17 protein-coding genes and 7 tRNA genes are annotated in these 17,148 nt (G+C 51.1%); 7 read left to right on the forward strand and 17 right to left on the reverse strand.

What is annotated here, in order from left to right; translation table 11 throughout:
- Positions 1–249: 249 nt before the first annotated feature.
- From galE to gpmA, 5 genes are all read left to right on the forward strand, one after another.
- On the forward strand, positions 250–1,266 hold the full coding sequence (gene galE, locus D9597_RS09640; protein WP_001265443.1) for a UDP-glucose 4-epimerase GalE: 1,017 nt from the start codon (positions 250–252) through the stop codon (positions 1,264–1,266).
- A 9-nt stretch (positions 1,267–1,275) separates the two neighbouring features.
- Positions 1,276–2,322, forward strand: a complete 1,047-nt coding sequence (gene galT, locus D9597_RS09645) for a galactose-1-phosphate uridylyltransferase (protein WP_000191503.1) — start codon at positions 1,276–1,278, stop codon at positions 2,320–2,322.
- Between the two features lie 3 nt (positions 2,323–2,325).
- On the forward strand, positions 2,326–3,474 hold the full coding sequence (gene galK, locus D9597_RS09650) for a galactokinase (protein WP_000053408.1): 1,149 nt from the start codon (positions 2,326–2,328) through the stop codon (positions 3,472–3,474).
- The gene (gene galM, locus D9597_RS09655; RefSeq protein ID WP_130222223.1) at positions 3,468–4,508 is read left to right on the forward strand and encodes a galactose-1-epimerase; all 1,041 of its coding nucleotides are present in this window, start codon (positions 3,468–3,470) and stop codon (positions 4,506–4,508) included. Before galK ends, galM begins: the two co-directional genes overlap by 7 nt.
- 202 nt (positions 4,509–4,710) lie before the next feature.
- Complete coding sequence (gene gpmA, locus D9597_RS09660) at positions 4,711–5,463, forward strand: 2,3-diphosphoglycerate-dependent phosphoglycerate mutase (RefSeq protein WP_001295305.1); 753 nt, start codon at positions 4,711–4,713, stop codon at positions 5,461–5,463.
- A 158-nt stretch (positions 5,464–5,621) separates the two neighbouring features.
- Here the strand turns inward: gpmA and aroG are convergent, their stop codons facing one another.
- Positions 5,622–6,674, reverse strand: coding sequence for a 3-deoxy-7-phosphoheptulonate synthase AroG (aroG, locus tag D9597_RS09665; protein WP_130222224.1), 1,053 nt, complete (start codon positions 6,672–6,674; stop codon positions 5,622–5,624).
- A 315-nt stretch (positions 6,675–6,989) separates the two neighbouring features.
- Here aroG and D9597_RS09670 point away from each other — a divergent pair, with 315 nt between their 5' ends.
- Positions 6,990–7,370, forward strand: a complete 381-nt coding sequence (locus D9597_RS09670) for a YbgS-like family protein (protein WP_064530615.1) — start codon at positions 6,990–6,992, stop codon at positions 7,368–7,370.
- Between the two features lie 114 nt (positions 7,371–7,484).
- A complete protein-coding gene (gene zitB, locus D9597_RS09675) occupies positions 7,485–8,426 on the forward strand; it encodes a CDF family zinc transporter ZitB (RefSeq protein ID WP_130222225.1) in 942 nt (313 codons plus the stop codon).
- Here the strand turns inward: zitB and pnuC are convergent.
- From pnuC to ybgC, 16 genes are all read right to left on the reverse strand, one after another.
- A complete protein-coding gene (gene pnuC, locus D9597_RS09680) occupies positions 8,423–9,142 on the reverse strand; it encodes a nicotinamide riboside transporter PnuC (protein WP_130209912.1) in 720 nt (239 codons plus the stop codon). The two genes, zitB and pnuC, sit on opposite strands and share 4 nt — an antisense overlap.
- Before the next feature lie 37 nt (positions 9,143–9,179).
- Complete coding sequence (gene nadA / locus D9597_RS09685; RefSeq protein ID WP_130222226.1) at positions 9,180–10,223, reverse strand: quinolinate synthase NadA; 1,044 nt, start codon at positions 10,221–10,223, stop codon at positions 9,180–9,182.
- Between the two features lie 277 nt (positions 10,224–10,500).
- Positions 10,501–10,576 (reverse strand) — tRNA-Lys (locus tag D9597_RS09690).
- Between the two features lie 33 nt (positions 10,577–10,609).
- Positions 10,610–10,685 (reverse strand) — tRNA-Lys (locus D9597_RS09695).
- Between the two features lie 48 nt (positions 10,686–10,733).
- A tRNA-Lys gene (locus D9597_RS09700) sits at positions 10,734–10,809 on the reverse strand.
- A 3-nt stretch (positions 10,810–10,812) separates the two neighbouring features.
- Positions 10,813–10,888 (reverse strand) — tRNA-Val (locus D9597_RS09705).
- A gap of 51 nt (positions 10,889–10,939) precedes the next feature.
- Positions 10,940–11,015 (reverse strand) — tRNA-Lys (locus D9597_RS09710).
- 2 nt (positions 11,016–11,017) lie between these two features.
- Positions 11,018–11,093, reverse strand: a tRNA-Val gene (locus D9597_RS09715).
- 35 nt (positions 11,094–11,128) lie between these two features.
- A tRNA-Lys gene (locus D9597_RS09720) sits at positions 11,129–11,204 on the reverse strand.
- A gap of 164 nt (positions 11,205–11,368) precedes the next feature.
- Entirely contained in the window at positions 11,369–12,160 is a 792-nt protein-coding gene (cpoB, locus tag D9597_RS09725; RefSeq protein WP_130222227.1) for a cell division protein CpoB, read from the reverse strand.
- A gap of 9 nt (positions 12,161–12,169) precedes the next feature.
- Positions 12,170–12,691: a peptidoglycan-associated lipoprotein Pal gene (gene pal / locus D9597_RS09730; RefSeq protein WP_001295306.1), complete on the reverse strand. Its 522-nt coding sequence runs from the start codon at positions 12,689–12,691 to the stop codon at positions 12,170–12,172.
- A 34-nt stretch (positions 12,692–12,725) separates the two neighbouring features.
- Entirely contained in the window at positions 12,726–14,018 is a 1,293-nt protein-coding gene (gene tolB, locus D9597_RS09735) for a Tol-Pal system beta propeller repeat protein TolB (RefSeq protein WP_010352214.1), read from the reverse strand.
- Between the two features lie 132 nt (positions 14,019–14,150).
- Positions 14,151–15,443 (reverse strand): cell envelope integrity protein TolA, encoded by a 1,293-nt coding sequence (gene tolA / locus D9597_RS09740; RefSeq protein ID WP_130222228.1) that lies wholly within the window; start codon positions 15,441–15,443, stop codon positions 14,151–14,153.
- Positions 15,444–15,506: 63 nt separating this feature from the next.
- Positions 15,507–15,935, reverse strand: coding sequence for a colicin uptake protein TolR (gene tolR / locus D9597_RS09745; protein ID WP_000090097.1), 429 nt, complete (start codon positions 15,933–15,935; stop codon positions 15,507–15,509).
- Between the two features lie 3 nt (positions 15,936–15,938).
- The gene (gene tolQ / locus D9597_RS09750; protein ID WP_000131310.1) at positions 15,939–16,631 is read right to left on the reverse strand and encodes a Tol-Pal system protein TolQ; all 693 of its coding nucleotides are present in this window, start codon (positions 16,629–16,631) and stop codon (positions 15,939–15,941) included.
- Positions 16,628–17,032, reverse strand: coding sequence for a tol-pal system-associated acyl-CoA thioesterase (gene ybgC / locus D9597_RS09755; protein WP_001098372.1), 405 nt, complete (start codon positions 17,030–17,032; stop codon positions 16,628–16,630). Before ybgC ends, tolQ begins: the two co-directional genes overlap by 4 nt.
- Between the last annotated feature and the right edge of the window lie 116 nt (positions 17,033–17,148).

The following is a 17,148-nucleotide window of genomic DNA, read 5'->3' on the forward strand; positions in this document are numbered from 1 at the left end:
GACCGTGCCGGATGCGGCGTAAACGCGTTATCCGGCCCACAGTTCGACGCATCCAGGCATGAAACCGCATCTTTTTTTCAGATAAAAAGCGCAATCATTCATAAACCCTCTGTTTTATAATCAATTAATCGCGCATAAAAAACGGCTAAATTCTTGTGTAAACGATTCCACTAATTTATTCCATGTCACACTTTTCGCATCTTTGTTATGCTATGGTTATTTCATACCATAAGCCTAATGGAGCGAATTATGAGAGTTCTGGTTACCGGTGGTAGCGGTTACATTGGAAGTCATACCTGTGTGCAATTACTGCAAAACGGTCATGATGTCATCATTCTTGATAACCTCTGTAACAGTAAGCGCAGCGTACTGCCTGTTATCGAGCGTTTAGGCGGCAAACATCCAACGTTTGTTGAAGGCGATATCCGTAACGAAGCGTTGATGACCGAGATCCTGCACGATCACGCTATCGACACCGTGATCCACTTCGCCGGGTTAAAAGCCGTTGGCGAATCGGTACAAAAACCGCTGGAATATTACGACAACAACGTCAACGGTACTCTGCGCCTGATTAGCGCCATGCGCGCCGCTAACGTCAAAAACTTTATTTTTAGCTCCTCCGCCACCGTCTATGGCGATCAGCCCAAAATTCCATACGTTGAAAGCTTCCCGACCGGCACACCGCAAAGCCCTTATGGCAAAAGCAAACTGATGGTGGAACAGATCCTCACCGATCTGCAAAAAGCCCAGCCGGACTGGAGCATTGCTCTGCTGCGCTACTTCAACCCGGTTGGCGCGCATCCGTCGGGCGATATGGGCGAAGATCCGCAAGGCATTCCGAATAACCTGATGCCGTACATTGCCCAGGTTGCTGTAGGCCGTCGCGACTCGCTGGCAATTTTTGGTAACGATTATCCGACCGAAGATGGTACTGGCGTACGCGATTACATCCACGTAATGGATCTGGCGGACGGTCACGTCGTGGCGATGGAAAAACTGGCGAACAAGCCAGGCGTACACATCTACAACCTCGGCGCAGGCGTAGGCAGCAGCGTGCTGGACGTGGTTAATGCCTTCAGCAAAGCCTGCGGCAAACCGGTTAACTATCATTTTGCACCGCGTCGCGAGGGCGACCTTCCGGCCTACTGGGCGGACGCCAGTAAAGCCGATCGCGAACTGAACTGGCGCGTAACGCGCACACTCGATGAAATGGCGCAGGACACCTGGCACTGGCAGTCACGCCATCCACAGGGATATCCCGATTAAGGAACGACCATGACGCAATTTAATCCCGTTGATCATCCACATCGCCGCTACAACCCGCTCACCGGGCAATGGATTCTGGTTTCACCGCACCGCGCTAAGCGCCCCTGGCAGGGGGCGCAGGAAACGCCAGCCAAACAGGTGTTACCTGCGCACGATCCAGATTGCTTTCTCTGCGCAGGTAATGTGCGGGTGACTGGCGATAAAAACCCCGATTACACCGGGACTTACGTTTTTACCAATGACTTTGCGGCCCTTATGTCTGACACGCCAGATGCGCCAGAAAGCAACGATCCTTTGATGCGTTGCCAGAGCGCACGCGGCACCAGCCGGGTGATCTGCTTTTCACCGGATCACAGTAAAACGTTGCCAGAACTGAGCGTTGCGGCATTGACGGAAATCGTCAAAACCTGGCAGGAGCAAACCGCAGAACTGGGGGAAACGTACCCATGGGTGCAGGTCTTTGAAAACAAAGGCGCGGCGATGGGCTGCTCTAACCCGCATCCGCACGGACAGATTTGGGCAAATAGCTTCCTGCCTAACGAAGCTGAGCGCGAAGACCGCCTGCAAAAAGAATATTTTGCCGAGCAGAAATCGCCAATGCTGGTGGATTATGTTCAGCGCGAGCTGGCAGACGGTAGCCGTACCGTTGTCGAAACCGAACACTGGTTAGCCGTAGTGCCTTACTGGGCTGCCTGGCCGTTCGAAACGCTACTGCTGCCCAAAGCCCACGTTTTGCGGATCACCGATTTGACCGACGCCCAGCGCAGCGATCTTGCGCTGGCGTTGAAAAAGCTGACCAGTCGTTATGACAACCTCTTCCAGTGCTCCTTCCCCTACTCTATGGGCTGGCACGGTGCGCCGTTTAATGGCGAAGAGAATCAACACTGGCAGCTGCACGCGCACTTTTATCCGCCTCTGCTGCGCTCCGCCACCGTACGTAAATTTATGGTCGGTTATGAAATGCTGGCAGAAACCCAGCGTGATCTGACGGCAGAACAGGCAGCAGAGCGTTTGCGCGCAGTCAGCGATATCCATTTTCGCGAATCCGGAGTGTAAGAAATGAGTCTGAAAGAAAAAACACAATCTCTGTTTGCCAACGCATTTGGCTACCCTGCCACTCACACCATTCAGGCGCCTGGCCGCGTGAATTTGATTGGTGAACACACCGACTACAACGACGGTTTCGTTCTGCCCTGCGCGATTGATTATCAAACCGTCATTAGCTGTGCGCCACGCGATGACCGTAAAGTTCGCGTAATGGCAGCCGATTATGAAAATCAGCTCGACGAGTTTTCCCTTGATGCGCCCATTGTCGCGCATGAAAACTATCAATGGGCTAACTACGTTCGTGGCGTGGTGAAACATCTGCAACTGCGTAACAATAACTTCGGCGGCGTGGACATGGTGATCAGCGGCAATGTGCCGCAGGGTGCCGGGTTAAGTTCTTCCGCTTCACTGGAAGTAGCGGTCGGAACCGTATTGCAGCAGCTTTATCATCTGCCGCTGGACGGCGCGCAAATCGCGCTTAATGGTCAGGAAGCAGAAAACCAGTTTGTAGGCTGTAACTGTGGAATCATGGATCAACTGATTTCCGCGCTCGGCAAGAAAGATCATGCCTTGCTGATCGATTGCCGCTCACTGGGGACCAAAGCTGTTTCCATGCCGAAAGGCGTAGCTGTCGTCATCATCAACAGTAACTTCAAACGTACCCTGGTTGGCAGCGAATACAACACCCGTCGTGAACAGTGCGAAACCGGTGCGCGTTTCTTCCAGCAGCCAGCTCTGCGCGATGTCACCATTGAAGAGTTCAACGCTGTTGCACATGAACTGGACCCGATCGTCGCGAAACGCGTGCGTCATATCCTGACTGAAAACGCCCGCACCGTTGAAGCTGCCAGCGCGCTGGAGCAAGGCGACCTGAAACGTATGGGCGAGTTAATGGCGGAGTCTCATGCCTCTATGCGCGATGATTTCGAAATCACCGTGCCGCAAATTGACACTCTGGTTGAAATCGTAAAAGCTGTGATTGGCGACAAAGGTGGCGTACGCATGACCGGCGGCGGATTTGGCGGCTGTATCGTCGCGCTTATTCCGGAAGAGCTGGTGCCTGCCGTACAGCAAGCTGTCGCTGAACAATATGAAGCAAAAACAGGTATTAAAGAGACTTTTTACGTGTGTAAACCATCACAAGGAGCAGGACAGTGCTGAACGAAACTCCCGCACTGGCACCCGATGGTCAGCCGTACCGACTGTTAACTTTGCGTAACAACGCAGGGATGGTAGTCACGCTGATGGACTGGGGTGCGACTTTACTTTCCGCCCGTATTCCGCTTTCCGATGGCAGCGTCCGCGAGGCTCTGCTTGGCTGCGCCAGCCCGGAATGCTACCAGGATCAGGCCGCATTTCTTGGGGCCTCTATTGGTCGTTATGCCAACCGTATCGCCAATAGTCGTTATACCTTTGACGGTGAAACCGTGACGCTGTTGCCAAGTCAGGGCGTCAACCAACTGCACGGCGGCCCGGAAGGGTTCGACAAACGCCGCTGGCAGATTGTGAACCAGAACGATCGTCAGGTGCTGTTTGCCCTGAGTTCAGATGATGGCGACCAGGGCTTTCCGGGTAATCTCGGCGCAACGGTGCAATATCGTCTGACCGACGATAACCGTATCTCTATTACTTATCGCGCCACAGTTGATAAACCTTGCCCGGTGAATATGACTAATCACGTCTATTTCAATCTTGACGGCGAGCAGTCTGACGTGCGCAATCACAAGTTGCAGATTCTGGCGGACGAATATCTGCCGGTTGATGAAGGCGGCATTCCGCTCGACGGCCTGAAATCTGTCGCCGGAACGTCTTTTGATTTCCGCAGCGCCAAAATCATCGCCAGTGAGTTTCTTGCCGACGACGATCAGCGCAAAGTGAAAGGTTACGATCACGCATTCTTGTTACAGGCCAAAGGCGATGGCAAGAAAGTGGCGGCGCATGTCTGGTCAGCAGATGAAAAATTGCAGCTGAAGGTCTACACCACCGCTCCGGCTCTGCAATTCTACTCCGGCAACTTCCTCGGCGGCACACCGTCGCGGGGAACCGAACCTTACGCCGACTGGCAAGGGCTGGCGCTAGAAAGCGAGTTTCTGCCGGACAGCCCGAACCACCCTGAATGGCCGCAACCGGACTGCTTCCTGCGTCCTGGCGAAGAGTATTCCAGCCTGACGGAATATCAGTTTATTGCTGAGTAATGTTAAGCCCTCGTCATGAGGGCTTTCTCCTCATATTGTTCAAATCACCAGCAAATGCCGACATATTTGCAACTCAATATTCACAACAACCTTACACTGCGACACTATTTTCGCTATGGTTATGCGTAAGCATTGCTGTTGCTTCGTCACGGCAATATAATGAGAATTATTATCATTAAAAGATGATTTGAGGAGTAAGTATATGGCTGTAACTAAGCTGGTTCTGGTTCGTCATGGCGAAAGTCAGTGGAACAAAGAAAACCGTTTCACCGGTTGGTACGACGTGGATCTGTCTGAGAAAGGCGTAAGCGAAGCAAAAGCAGCAGGTAAGCTGCTGAAAGAGGAAGGTTACAGCTTTGACTTTGCTTACACCTCTGTGCTGAAACGCGCTATCCATACCCTGTGGAACGTGCTGGACGAACTGGATCAGGCATGGCTGCCCGTTGAGAAATCCTGGAAACTGAACGAACGTCACTACGGTGCGTTGCAGGGTCTGAACAAAGCGGAAACTGCTGAAAAGTATGGCGACGAGCAGGTGAAACAGTGGCGTCGTGGTTTTGCGGTGACTCCGCCGGAACTGACTAAAGATGATGAGCGTTATCCGGGTCACGATCCGCGTTACGCGAAACTGAGCGAGAAAGAGCTGCCGCTGACGGAAAGCCTGGCGCTGACCATTGACCGCGTGATCCCTTACTGGAATGAAACCATTCTGCCGCGTATGAAGAGCGGTGAGCGCGTAATCATCGCTGCACACGGTAACTCCCTGCGTGCGCTGGTGAAATATCTCGATAACATGAGCGAAGAAGAGATTCTTGAGCTGAATATCCCGACTGGTGTGCCGCTGGTGTATGAGTTCGACGAGAACTTCAAACCGCTGAAACGCTATTATCTGGGTAATGCTGACGAGATCGCGGCGAAAGCAGCTGCTGTCGCTAACCAGGGTAAAGCGAAGTAAACGTCATTTGTTTAATAATGAGAAAGCCGACTGCAAGCGAGTCGGCTTTTTTGTTGCTAACAATGGAGCACATTGCCTGATGCGACGCTGCGCATCTTATCAGGCCTATGGTGATTCATCGGATACGCCACTCTGGCGGTGCATCCGACAATTAAACCTTACCCGCGACGCGCTTTTACTGCATTCGCCAGTTGACGTAACAGAGCATCGGTATCTTCCCAGCCGATGCAGGCATCGGTGATGCTCTTACCGTAGGCCAGCGGCTCCCCGCTCTCGAGGCTCTGATTGCCTTCCACCAGATGGCTTTCCACCATCACGCCAATAATGGCTGTTTCGCCACCGGCAATCTGCTGGCAAACGTCAGCACACACATCCATCTGCTTTTTGAATTGTTTGGACGAGTTAGCATGGCTGAAATCGATCATCACCTGTGCTGGCAGGCCTGCTTTGTTCAGCCCTTCTTTCACTTCAGCAACGTGCTTCGCGCTGTAGTTAGGCTCTTTACCGCCGCGCAGAATGATATGGCAATCGCCGTTACCGCTGGTATTCACAATCGCCGAATGACCCCATTTGGTCACTGAAAGGAAGCAGTGCGGCGCACCGGCGGCATTAATGGCATCGATAGCCACTTTAATCGTACCATCAGTGCCATTTTTGAAACCTACCGGGCAAGAAAGACCAGATGCCAGTTCGCGGTGCACCTGCGATTCCGTAGTACGTGCGCCAATTGCGCCCCAGCTCATCAGGTCAGCGAGATATTGTGGGGTGATCATGTCGAGAAACTCACCCGCCGCAGGCAGACCGCTGTCGTTAATATCAAGCAGCAATTTACGGGCAATACGCAGACCGTCGTTGATCTGGAAGCTGTTATCCATATGCGGATCGTTAATCAGCCCTTTCCAGCCCACCGTGGTACGCGGCTTTTCAAAATAGACGCGCATTACGATTTCCAGGTCGTCTTTTAGCTCTTCACGCAGCGCCAGCAAGCGAGTGGCATACTCTTTAGCCGCGACAGGATCATGAATTGAGCACGGACCAATCACCACTAACAGGCGATCATCATTACCTTTCAGGATCTTATGGATCGCTTTTCGGGCATGGGCAACCGTATTCGCGGCATTTTCAGTAGCAGGGAATTTTTCCAGCAGTGCGACAGGAGGAAGTAACTCTTTGATTTCTTTGATGCGTAAATCGTCGTTCTGATAATTCATGTCTGTTCCAGTGTTGCCATACTTATCTTGGTGAATGCAATCCTTCCAATCTATATCTTCCGTCAGAATGTGTAAACGGGGTTTTACACTATGGACGGAATAATCCTGGAATCGGCAAGAAATACGCCATATTGTCGCGAAAAACGAGATCTCTCCTACAATTTCTAACTGTAACTTCTTTGTTTATTAATTATTTCAAGATTCTCTGCTGGATTTCTTTGCCTGGCTGAAATCTTAAACCATTGCCTGATATTCACCTGCAAATGCACTGTTGGAAGAGGTTATCCGACATAACGACCATAACAGGAGCATCCTATGAAAATGACAAAACTGGCCACACTATTTCTGACTGCCACTCTAAGCCTTGCCAGCGGTGCCGCACTGGCTGCCGATAGTGGAGCGCAAACCAATAACGGCCAGGCAAACGCCGCAGCTGATGCGGGCCAGGTTGCCCCGGACGCCCGTGAAAATGTCGCGCCAAATAACGTCGACAATAACGGGGTAAATACCAACTCGGGCGGGACTATGCTGCACCCGAATGGTTCATCCATGAACAATGACGGCATGACCAAAGACGAAGAGCACAAAAATACCATGTGCAAAGACGGTCGCTGCCCGGACATCAATAAAAAGGTACAAACCGGTGATGGCATCAACAATGATGTCGATACCAAAACCGACGGTACTACGCAGTAAGCCAGGATATATGGCTGATAATGGGAGAGCGGAGGCTCTCCTTTTTAATTTTTCCCCTCTAAAAGCAGTATGATGTCATAAAGTTAAGTGAGAATAATTAAGGGATGACTCGTCATGGCGCACTCACACTCACACACTTCCCCACACCTTCCAGAAGATAATAATGCTCGTCGCTTGTTGTATGCTTTCGGTGTAACTGCCGGGTTTATGCTGGTAGAAGTCATTGGCGGTTTTCTTTCCGGTTCTCTGGCATTGCTGGCTGATGCCGGACATATGTTGACCGATACTGCCGCCCTGCTTTTCGCCCTACTCGCAGTGCAATTTTCACGTCGTCCTCCCACCATTCGCCACACTTTCGGTTGGCTAAGATTGACCACGCTCGCGGCGTTTGTGAATGCCATCGCCCTGGTGGTGATTACGATTTTGATTGTCTGGGAGGCGATAGAACGTTTTCGCACGCCGCGTCCGGTTGAAGGCGGTATGATGATGGCGATTGCCGTGGCGGGATTGCTGGCAAATATACTTTCTTTCTGGCTACTTCATCACGGTAATGAAGAGAAAAACCTCAACGTGCGAGCAGCGGCACTGCATGTGCTTGGGGACCTGCTGGGTTCCGTTGGCGCTATCGTCGCCGCGTTGATTATTATCTGGACCGGCTGGACACCTGCGGACCCGATTCTCTCCATTCTGGTTTCTGTGCTGGTGTTACGAAGTGCGTGGCGTTTGCTTAAAGACAGCGTGAATGAATTACTTGAAGGTGCACCGGTATCGCTGGATATCGCTGAACTGAAGCGCCGTATGTGTCGGGAAATCCCGGAAGTCCGCAATGTGCATCATGTACATGTATGGATGATAGGCGAGAAGCCGGTGATGACGCTGCATGTGCAGGTGATCCCGCCACACGATCACGATGCCTTGTTAGATCAGATCCAACACTATCTGATGGATCACTATCAGATTGAGCACGCCACCATCCAGATGGAATATCAACCTTGTCATGGGCCAGACTGCCACCTGAATGAAGGGGTGTCTGGCCATTCACATCATCACCATTAATGGGACAGCGCGCGTGAACCTCTTTCGCGTGCGCTGTTGATCCACATCCGGCTACCGTTGAGGGCAATAAAGGTCAGGATCAGATACTCCAGCGACATGGCATAGACGCCCTGCAAGGCGAAAATCACCACGCTAATCACGTTAATGATGACCCACAATAACCAGTTTTCGACGTATTTACGCGTCATCAGAATCATTGCCACGATGGAGAGTACCATCATGCAGGAGTCCCAGAATGGGAAGGCGTCCGGTTGCAATTCTGGCATCACTACCTGCAAACCCAATGCTTGCATAATCGTGACTGCCACGCGGGTCAAAAATGCAAACACCGGATTGATAAATACCGTCATCAGACCAATCGAAACAACGCAAACCGCCAACCAGCTTAGCGCCTTCGGCAATGGCAACCAGCGAATTTTTAACTCAGCTTCATGTTGACTGGTTTGTCGCGACCAGGCATACCAGCCATAAATGTTAGCGGCAAAGAAAAACACCTGTAACAGCAGGCTGGCATACAGCTGAATCTGAAAGAAAATAATGCCAAACAGGGTAACGTTGATCAGGCCAAAAAAGTAGTTGCTGATCTTCTCCAGACTGGCAAGGCCAATACACAGTAACCCAGCGATCGTCCCCACCGCTTCGATCCATGAGAGATCGTAACCGCCAGCACCGATCGGTATATGAACCAGAATGTTCTGTGTGCTAAAAAAATCCATCTTTCCCCCAATGCGTAGCGTGACGCCTTATTGTCAGTTATCCACGTAGTGTAGCCGCAAAATCCAGCATGCGGTTGAGCGGCACCAGCGCCCTCTCTCGCAGATTTTCGTCAACATGAACCTCGTGATTGCTTCCTCCCTGTTCCAGCGCCTCTGCGATGGCCTGAAGGCCATTCATTGCCATCCACGGACAATGAGCGCAACTTCGACAGGTAGCGCCCTCGCCTGCGGTTGGCGCTTCCAGCAATTTTTTATCTGGCACTGCCTGCTGCATTTTGTAGAAAATGCCCCGGTCAGTCGCCACAATCAGTTGCTGATGCGGCAATGTTTTTGCAGCGTTAATCAACTGACTTGTGGAACCGACCGCATCGGCCATATCGACAATAGCTTGTGGTGACTCCGGATGAACCAGTATGGCAGCATCAGGGTGCTGTTTTTGTAAGCGGGTTAACGCCTGAGTCTTAAACTCGTCATGAACTATACAGGCACCTTGCCAGCATAAGATGTCTGCACCTGTCTGTTTTTGCACGTAACGCCCCAGATGTTTGTCTGGTGCCCAGATGATTTTTTCACCCAAGCTATCCAGATGATCAATGAGTTCGACGGCAATGCTTGAAGTTACCACCCAATCTGCACGCGCTTTTACCGCAGCCGAAGTGTTGGCGTAGACAACGACAGTACGATCGGGATGGGCATCGCAAAATGCGTTGAATTCTTCAATCGGACATCCGAGATCCAGTGAACATTCAGCCTGAAGTGTTGGCATCAGAATTGTTTTTTCCGGGCTGAGAATTTTGGCAGTTTCCCCCATAAATCTCACCCCAGCAACTAACAGCGTAGAAGCGGGATGCTTAGCACCGAAGCGGGCCATTTCCAGAGAATCAGAGATACAGCCACCGGTTTCTTCAGCCAGCTGTTGAATTTCGGTATCGGTATAGTAGTGGGCGACCATCACCGCATTACGTTCTTTCAGCAGACGTTTTATTTTCTCGCGATAATACGCTTTTTCATCAATGCTTAACGGCGTTGGCTTCGGGGGGAAAGGATAAATCGCCGTTTCAGGATCAAACATCACGCTCATTTGGCCATCTCGTTTTACAGGCTTAACGTTAAAACCGACATAAGCGTGATATTCGCTATTATCGGCGTAATTTGTTTTATATGCTAAACAAGATAGTCGAGTGGTGGGGAAAAGTCACTCGAATTACGTATGAGATGCCGAATGCCATACTTTGCGTCTTATTCCTCCGACGTAGAGTTGTTTACGCAGCAAGCGCGGAGTATGTCATCAGGGTCAAGAATTGAAATTGAGGGATGCCTGAATAGCAAAAAAGCGCCTTTAGGGCGCTTTTTTACATTGGTGGGTCGTGCAGGATTCGAACCTGCGACCAATTGATTAAAAGTCAACTGCTCTACCAACTGAGCTAACGACCCCTTGCGGGATTATGCTGCTTTAATCATTCAGGATGGTGGGTCGTGCAGGATTCGAACCTGCGACCAATTGATTAAAAGTCAACTGCTCTACCAACTGAGCTAACGACCCATATGGGTGTTACCTGAATGATTTTTACTCGAATCCAATCTTTAAGATTGGTGGGTCGTGCAGGATTCGAACCTGCGACCAATTGATTAAAAGTCAACTGCTCTACCAACTGAGCTAACGACCCGAGTGGTGGGTGATGACGGGATCGAACCGCCGACCCCCTCCTTGTAAGGGAGGTGCTCTCCCAGCTGAGCTAATCACCCGATACTGCGCTGGATACTACAAACTGCTTCCACCAAACACACCGCAATTAGTGGTGGGTCGTGCAGGATTCGAACCTGCGACCAATTGATTAAAAGTCAACTGCTCTACCAACTGAGCTAACGACCCGGTGGTGGGTGATGACGGGATCGAACCGCCGACCCCCTCCTTGTAAGGGAGGTGCTCTCCCAGCTGAGCTAATCACCCGATACTACGCTGGATACTACAACTAACTATGTTAGTGGTGGGTCGTGCAGGATTCGAACCTGCGACCAATTGATTAAAAGTCAACTGCTCTACCAACTGAGCTAACGACCCACTTTTTCGTTGCTTTCGGTTTGTTTGATATCCCGTGGCAACGGCGGCATATATTACTGATTTCAGACTTGAGCGCAACAAAAATTTCGATGTAGATCACTCAACTGCTTATGAATCGCACGACACGACCAGAAATAATGCGACTTCTGGTCGCGTGTTATGCATTACATGGCGTTCAGACGTTTTTGGGCCTGTTTAGCACCATCAGTACCAGGGTATTTACTGATAACCTGCTGGTACACGGCTTTTGCTTTCGCAGTGTCACCTTTGTCCTGCATGATGACGCCAACTTTAAACATCGCATCTGCAGCCTTCGGTGACTTCGGATAGTTTTTCACTACCGAAGCAAAATAGTACGCCGCATCATCTTTCTTACCCTTGTTGTAGTTTAACTGACCCAGCCAATAATTGGCGTTGGGCAGGTAAGTTGAATCAGGATAATTTTTGATGAAATTCTGAAATGCCACCATCGCGTCATCCTGGCGGGATTTATCCTGTACCAGCGCAATAGCTGCATTGTAATCAGTATTTGCATCGCCGCTTTTCACCGGCGCGCCAGCATTCGCAGTACCTGCATCAGCTGTTGGCGTCGTTGCCGCCGCCGCCCCGCTTTGATCGCCGCTGGCTGATTGTGCCGCTGGACCACCGCTGCTAAGGCTATCGATCTGCAACAAGATCTGCTTCTGCCGCTCCACGACCTGATTCAGTTGATACTGATTTTCCTGAATTTGACCACGCAGGGAATCAATATCGGACTGATTATCAGAGAGTTGTTGCTGGAGTTGGGTTAAAAGCTGGCTGTGAGCATTAGAAATACGCTCAAGTTGAGTGACGCGGTCTTCGACCGAGCCTGAGCCGACACTACTGATTGGTGCCTGAGCAAAAGCGGCCCAGGGGGCCGCTATACCAACCAGTAACGACAGACTCAATAGTTGATGTCTGAAGTTACTGCTCATGCAATTCTCTTAGTAAACCAGTACCGCACGACGGTTTTTGGAGTATGCCGCTTCGTCATGACCCAGTACTGCAGGTTTTTCTTTACCGTAAGAAACGATGGAGATCTGGTCTGCAGAAACGCCTTTACCCTGCAGGTACATCTTAACGGCGTTCGCACGACGTTCACCCAGGGAGATGTTGTATTCCGGAGTACCACGTTCGTCCGCGTGACCTTCTACGGTGACTTTGTAAGACGGGTTGCTACGCAGGAAGTTTGCGTGTGCATCCAGCATTTGAGCGAAGTCAGAACGGATATCGTATTTGTCCAGATCGAAGTAAACGATGTTATTCTGCTGCAGCTGTTGCATTTGCAGACGAGCCTGCTCTTCGGAAGACATGTTGCCGTTGCCGCCGTTCGCATCCATACCAGTGCCGGCACCCAGCATGCCTTCGCTGCCGTCATTGCTGGCGTTCTTGTTGGAAGAACATGCCGCAATTGCCATAACAGGCAGAGCAATCATCAGCCCTTTCAGCACTTTGTTCAGTTGCATTTCAATGATTCCTTTACTATTCAATTAATTATTATCACAGATACGGCGACCAGGCAGGGAATTTGACCTGTCCATCAGTTGCCGGAAGACGCGCTTTGAAACGCCCATCTGTAGAAACCAAATTCAGCACGGATCCCATCCCCTGAGAAGAGCTGTAGATTACCATAGTGCCGTTAGGTGCCAGACTTGGCGTTTCATCCAGGAACGTTGAGGACAGAACTTGTACGCCTCCCGTTACCAGATCTTGTTTGGCAATGTGCTGCTGCCCACCATTGGAGCTAACCATTACCATAAATTTACCGTCGCTGCTGACATCCGCATCCTGGTTCTGCGAACCTTCCCAGGTAATACGTTGCGGCGCACCGCCATTGATATTCACTTTATAAACCTGCGGACGACCGGCCTGGTCAGAGGTGAAGGCCAGGTTTTGACTGTCCGGGAACCAGGTCGGTTCAGTGTTGTTGCTGCGACCATCTGTCACCTGACGGATTTGACCAGAGGCTAAATCCATTACGTACAGATTCAGGCTACCAGTTTTCGACAGCGCAAAAGCCAGTTTGCTGCCGTCTGGCGAGAAGGCAGGCGCACCGTTGTGACGCGGGAAGGAAGCAACCTGACGCACTGCACCGTTAGCCAGCGTCTGGATTACCAGCGCGGAACGACCGCTTTCGAAGGTAACATATGCCAGTTTAGAACCGTCCGGTGACCACGCCGGAGACATCAGCGGCTGCGGAGAACGGTGAACCACAAACTGGTTGTAGCCATCATAGTCAGACACGCGCAACTCATACGGGAACTGGCCACCATTGGTCTGAACAACATAGGCAATACGGGTACGGAACGCACCTTTAATGCCGGTCAGTTTTTCAAACACTTCATCACTGGCGGTATGGCCAGCGTAACGCAGCCATTGTTTGTTTACTTTGTATGAGTTCTGAGCAAGCACAGTACCCGGTGCACCGCCGGTATCAACCAGCTGATAAGCAACATTGTAAGAACCGTCCGGATTCGGAGTGACCTGACCTACAACGACAGCGTCAATGCCCAGCGCAGACCATGCAGCAGGTTGAACTTCCTGCGCGCTACCTGGCTGTTGAGGCAGACGAGCGCGATCTAACGGATTAAATTTACCGCTGTTACGCAAGTCAGCAGCAACGATGCCGCCAATATCTTCAGGTGCCGCACCTGGACCCGCCCACTGGAATGGAACGACACCAATAGGACGACCGGAATCTACACCACTGTCGATCACAATGCGGACTTCAGCATGCAGAACTGACGCCCACAGTATGAGAAAACCAAATGCTACTCGTAATGCCTGCTTCATCATATCTCCCTTATCTGGACAGATAGCCCACGATAATTTAGCAGAATGTTAACAAACTCAAATACACAAAACTACCAGAACCCTGCGACAACCGATGTCTGATGTTGATCGCCGTGACGACCAACATCGCGATTACGGTTTGAAGTCCAATGGTGCGTTCTTGAACACTTCATATACTGCCTGGCTTGGTGGTTTCGGGATCTTCGCAAGTTTAGCTGCTGCCAACGCAGCCTGACAAAGAGCGGGATCGCCACCTTCAGGTTTGATATCCAGTAACATGCCATCCGGTGCCAGTTTTATGCGCAGCGTACAGGTTTTACCTGCATAGGACGATGCATCATAGAACTTACTTTCGATAGCAGATTTAATCTGCCCGGCATAGTTATTGATATCTGCGCCTGATGCGCCATTGTTTTTAGTATTACCACTCCCGGCAGGCGAAGCATTGTTCCCTTTCGCCCCTCCCCCCGTTTTCGGTGCATTCTTACCAGAGCTTAGCTCACCGAAAATATCATCTGCCTCCGCGGCAGCTTTTGCTGCAGCCGCTTTTTCAGCTGCTGCTTTTTCTGCTGCTGCTTTTGCCGCTGCGGCTTTTTTGTCTGCGGCGGCTTTTTCTGCAGCTGCTTTCTTATCAGCTGCTGCCTTTTCAGCAGCCGCTTTTTCTGCTGCTTTTTTGTCGGCTGCGGCTTTTTCAGCGGCGGCTTTCTTATCTGCAGCCGCCTTTTCAGCAGCCGCTTTCTGCTCAGCGTCTGCCTTCGCTTTTTCAGCAGCTTCAGTTGCCGCTTTCTTTCTTGCTTCAGCTGCAGCAGCTTCTGCCGCTTCCGCTTTCTTCTTCAGCGCCGCTGCAGCTTTGGCGGCTTCGGCCTCGGCTTTTTTCTGCGCTTCGGCTGCGGCTTTGGCGGCTTCTGCTTCTGCTTTTTTCTTCGCGTCCGCAGCCGCTTTCTTCGCTGCTTCTTCGGCAGCTTTGGCTTCCGCTTCAACCTTCGCTTTAGCATCTGCCGCCGCTTTCGCTGCTGCCTCTTCCGCTTGCTTCTGCTTTAACTCGGCCTGTTTAGCGGCTTCTTCAGCCTGTTTCTTCTGTTCCTGAGCAGCTAACCGTTCTTTCTCAAGCTGCTTCAGGCGTTCCTGTTCAGCCGCTTGTTTCTCACGCAGTTCTTCAGCAGCCTGCTGTTCCTTCATCTTGCGCTGCTCTTCAGAACGCTTCGCGCTTGATTCCTGGCTTTGCATGCGTTTGTACTGCTCAACTACCGCACCTGAATCAACCATTACAGCGTCGATGGACGCACCACCGCCGCCTCCGGCTGAAGCTTCTATGTTCTCATCGAACGAACTCCAGATCAGCGCTGCAAATAAGATGACATGCAGCACTGCTGAAATAATTATCGCCCGTTTGAGCTTGTCGTTTTGTTCGGTTGCCTTTGACACTCTCGGTTCCCAAAAACTGTTCGCCTGTTACCCGCTCTCTTAAAGCAAGGGAAACGCAGATGCTTAAATAGGCTGCGTCATTAAACCAACCGATTTCACACCCGCACTGTGTAACAAGTTCAGCGCTTTAATTATTTCATCGTAAGGCACATCTTTTGCGCCACCGATCAGAAAGACCGTTTTCGGGTTGGCCTTGAAACGGCTGGATACTTCCGCCACCACCTGCTCTGGTGGTAAACGCTCCAGACGATCTTTCTCAACCACCACGGTGTACTGACCAATACCAGACACTTCAACAATCACAGGCGGATTATCGTTACTGCTCACCGCCTGTGATTCAGTAGCGTCTGGCAGATCGACCTCCACGCTCTGGGTGATGATGGGCGCTGTCGCCATAAAGATCAGCAACAGCACCAGCAGTACGTCCAGCAACGGTACAATGTTGATTTCGGACTTGAGATCGCGACGACCTCGTCCACGCGCTCTGGCCATGGCTTACCCCTTGTTGCTCTCGCTAACGGTAAACGCCTGGCGGTGCAGAATCGCGGTAAACTCTTCCATAAAGTTGTCGTAATTCAGTTCCAGTTTGTTTACGCGCTGGTTGAGGCGGTTGTAGGCCATAACCGCCGGAATAGCGGCGAACAGACCGATTGCTGTAGCAATCAACGCTTCTGCGATACCGGGCGCAACCATTTGCAATGTTGCCTGCTTCACCGCGCCGAGAGCGATAAAGGCATGCATGATCCCCCAGACTGTACCGAACAGACCGATATACGGGCTGATGGAACCCACAGTGCCGAGAAACGGAATGTGCGTTTCCAGATTTTCCAGCTCACGGTTCATGGAAATACGCATCGCGCGCGACGCGCCTTCCACTACGGCTTCCGGTGCATGGCTGTTAGCACGATGCAGGCGCACAAATTCTTTGAACCCACTGTAAAAGATTTGTTCCGACCCCGAGAGATTATCTCGTTTTCCCTGGCTCTCCTGATAGAGGCGAGAAAGTTCGATTCCAGACCAGAATTTATCCTCAAACGCTTCGGCTTCGCGAGCCGCGGCGTTAAGAATACGGGTCCGCTGGATAATAATGGCCCAGGATGCGATTGAAAAACCAATCAAAATCAACATGATAAGTTTAACCAGAAGGCTCGCCTTCAGGAACAAATCAAGGATATTCATGTCAGTCACTGCTTAAACTCCGCGACAATAGACTTGGGAAGCGCACGAGGCTTCATTTTGAGTGGGTCAACGCAAACAATCAGAACCTCGGCTTCATTCAGCAGAGTATTCTCAGCGTTGACAATACGTTGCGTGAAAACCAAAGAGGTGCCACGCATTGATGTTATTTCAGTCTGTATTTCGAGCATATCGTCGAGCCGCGCAGGCGCGTAATATTCCACCGTCATCTTACGCACCACGAAGGCAACGCGTTCAGCCATCAGCGCCTGTTGACTGAAGTGATGATGACGCAGCATCTCTGTGCGTGCTCTTTCATAAAAAGCGATGTAACTGGCGTGGTACACCACACCACCGGCATCGGTATCTTCATAGTAGACGCGAACCGGCCATCGAAACAGCGTTGTATTCACTTTACATCCCGGTAATGCAACAAAAATTAGAACTTTTAAACGCTGCTACTATACGCGCGCGATTGAGGTTTGGGAATGAGGGCAAGTTAAGGGAGCGTAAAAATTTATGGACTGTT

It is taken from the genome of Escherichia sp. E13S3 (genome assembly GCF_004212325.1).
GTDB lineage: Bacteria > Pseudomonadota > Gammaproteobacteria > Enterobacterales > Enterobacteriaceae > Escherichia.

Coding starts and splice junctions, on each gene's coding strand:
- cpoB (WP_130222227.1), bottom strand. CDS start 12,160: ATGAGCAGTAACTTCAGACATCAACTATTGAGTCTGTCGTTACTGGTT.
- pal (WP_001295306.1), bottom strand. CDS start 12,691: ATGCAACTGAACAAAGTGCTGAAAGGGCTGATGATTGCTCTGCCTGTT.
- pnuC (WP_130209912.1), bottom strand. CDS start 9,142: ATGGATTTTTTTAGCACACAGAACATTCTGGTTCATATACCGATCGGT.
- D9597_RS09670 (WP_064530615.1), top strand. CDS start 6,990: ATGAAAATGACAAAACTGGCCACACTATTTCTGACTGCCACTCTAAGC.
- galT (WP_000191503.1), top strand. CDS start 1,276: ATGACGCAATTTAATCCCGTTGATCATCCACATCGCCGCTACAACCCG.
- zitB (WP_130222225.1), top strand. CDS start 7,485: ATGGCGCACTCACACTCACACACTTCCCCACACCTTCCAGAAGATAAT.
- aroG (WP_130222224.1), bottom strand. CDS start 6,674: ATGAATTATCAGAACGACGATTTACGCATCAAAGAAATCAAAGAGTTA.
- tolR (WP_000090097.1), bottom strand. CDS start 15,935: ATGGCCAGAGCGCGTGGACGAGGTCGTCGCGATCTCAAGTCCGAAATC.
- gpmA (WP_001295305.1), top strand. CDS start 4,711: ATGGCTGTAACTAAGCTGGTTCTGGTTCGTCATGGCGAAAGTCAGTGG.
- galK (WP_000053408.1), top strand. CDS start 2,326: ATGAGTCTGAAAGAAAAAACACAATCTCTGTTTGCCAACGCATTTGGC.
- nadA (WP_130222226.1), bottom strand. CDS start 10,223: ATGAGCGTGATGTTTGATCCTGAAACGGCGATTTATCCTTTCCCCCCG.
- tolB (WP_010352214.1), bottom strand. CDS start 14,018: ATGAAGCAGGCATTACGAGTAGCATTTGGTTTTCTCATACTGTGGGCG.
- galE (WP_001265443.1), top strand. CDS start 250: ATGAGAGTTCTGGTTACCGGTGGTAGCGGTTACATTGGAAGTCATACC.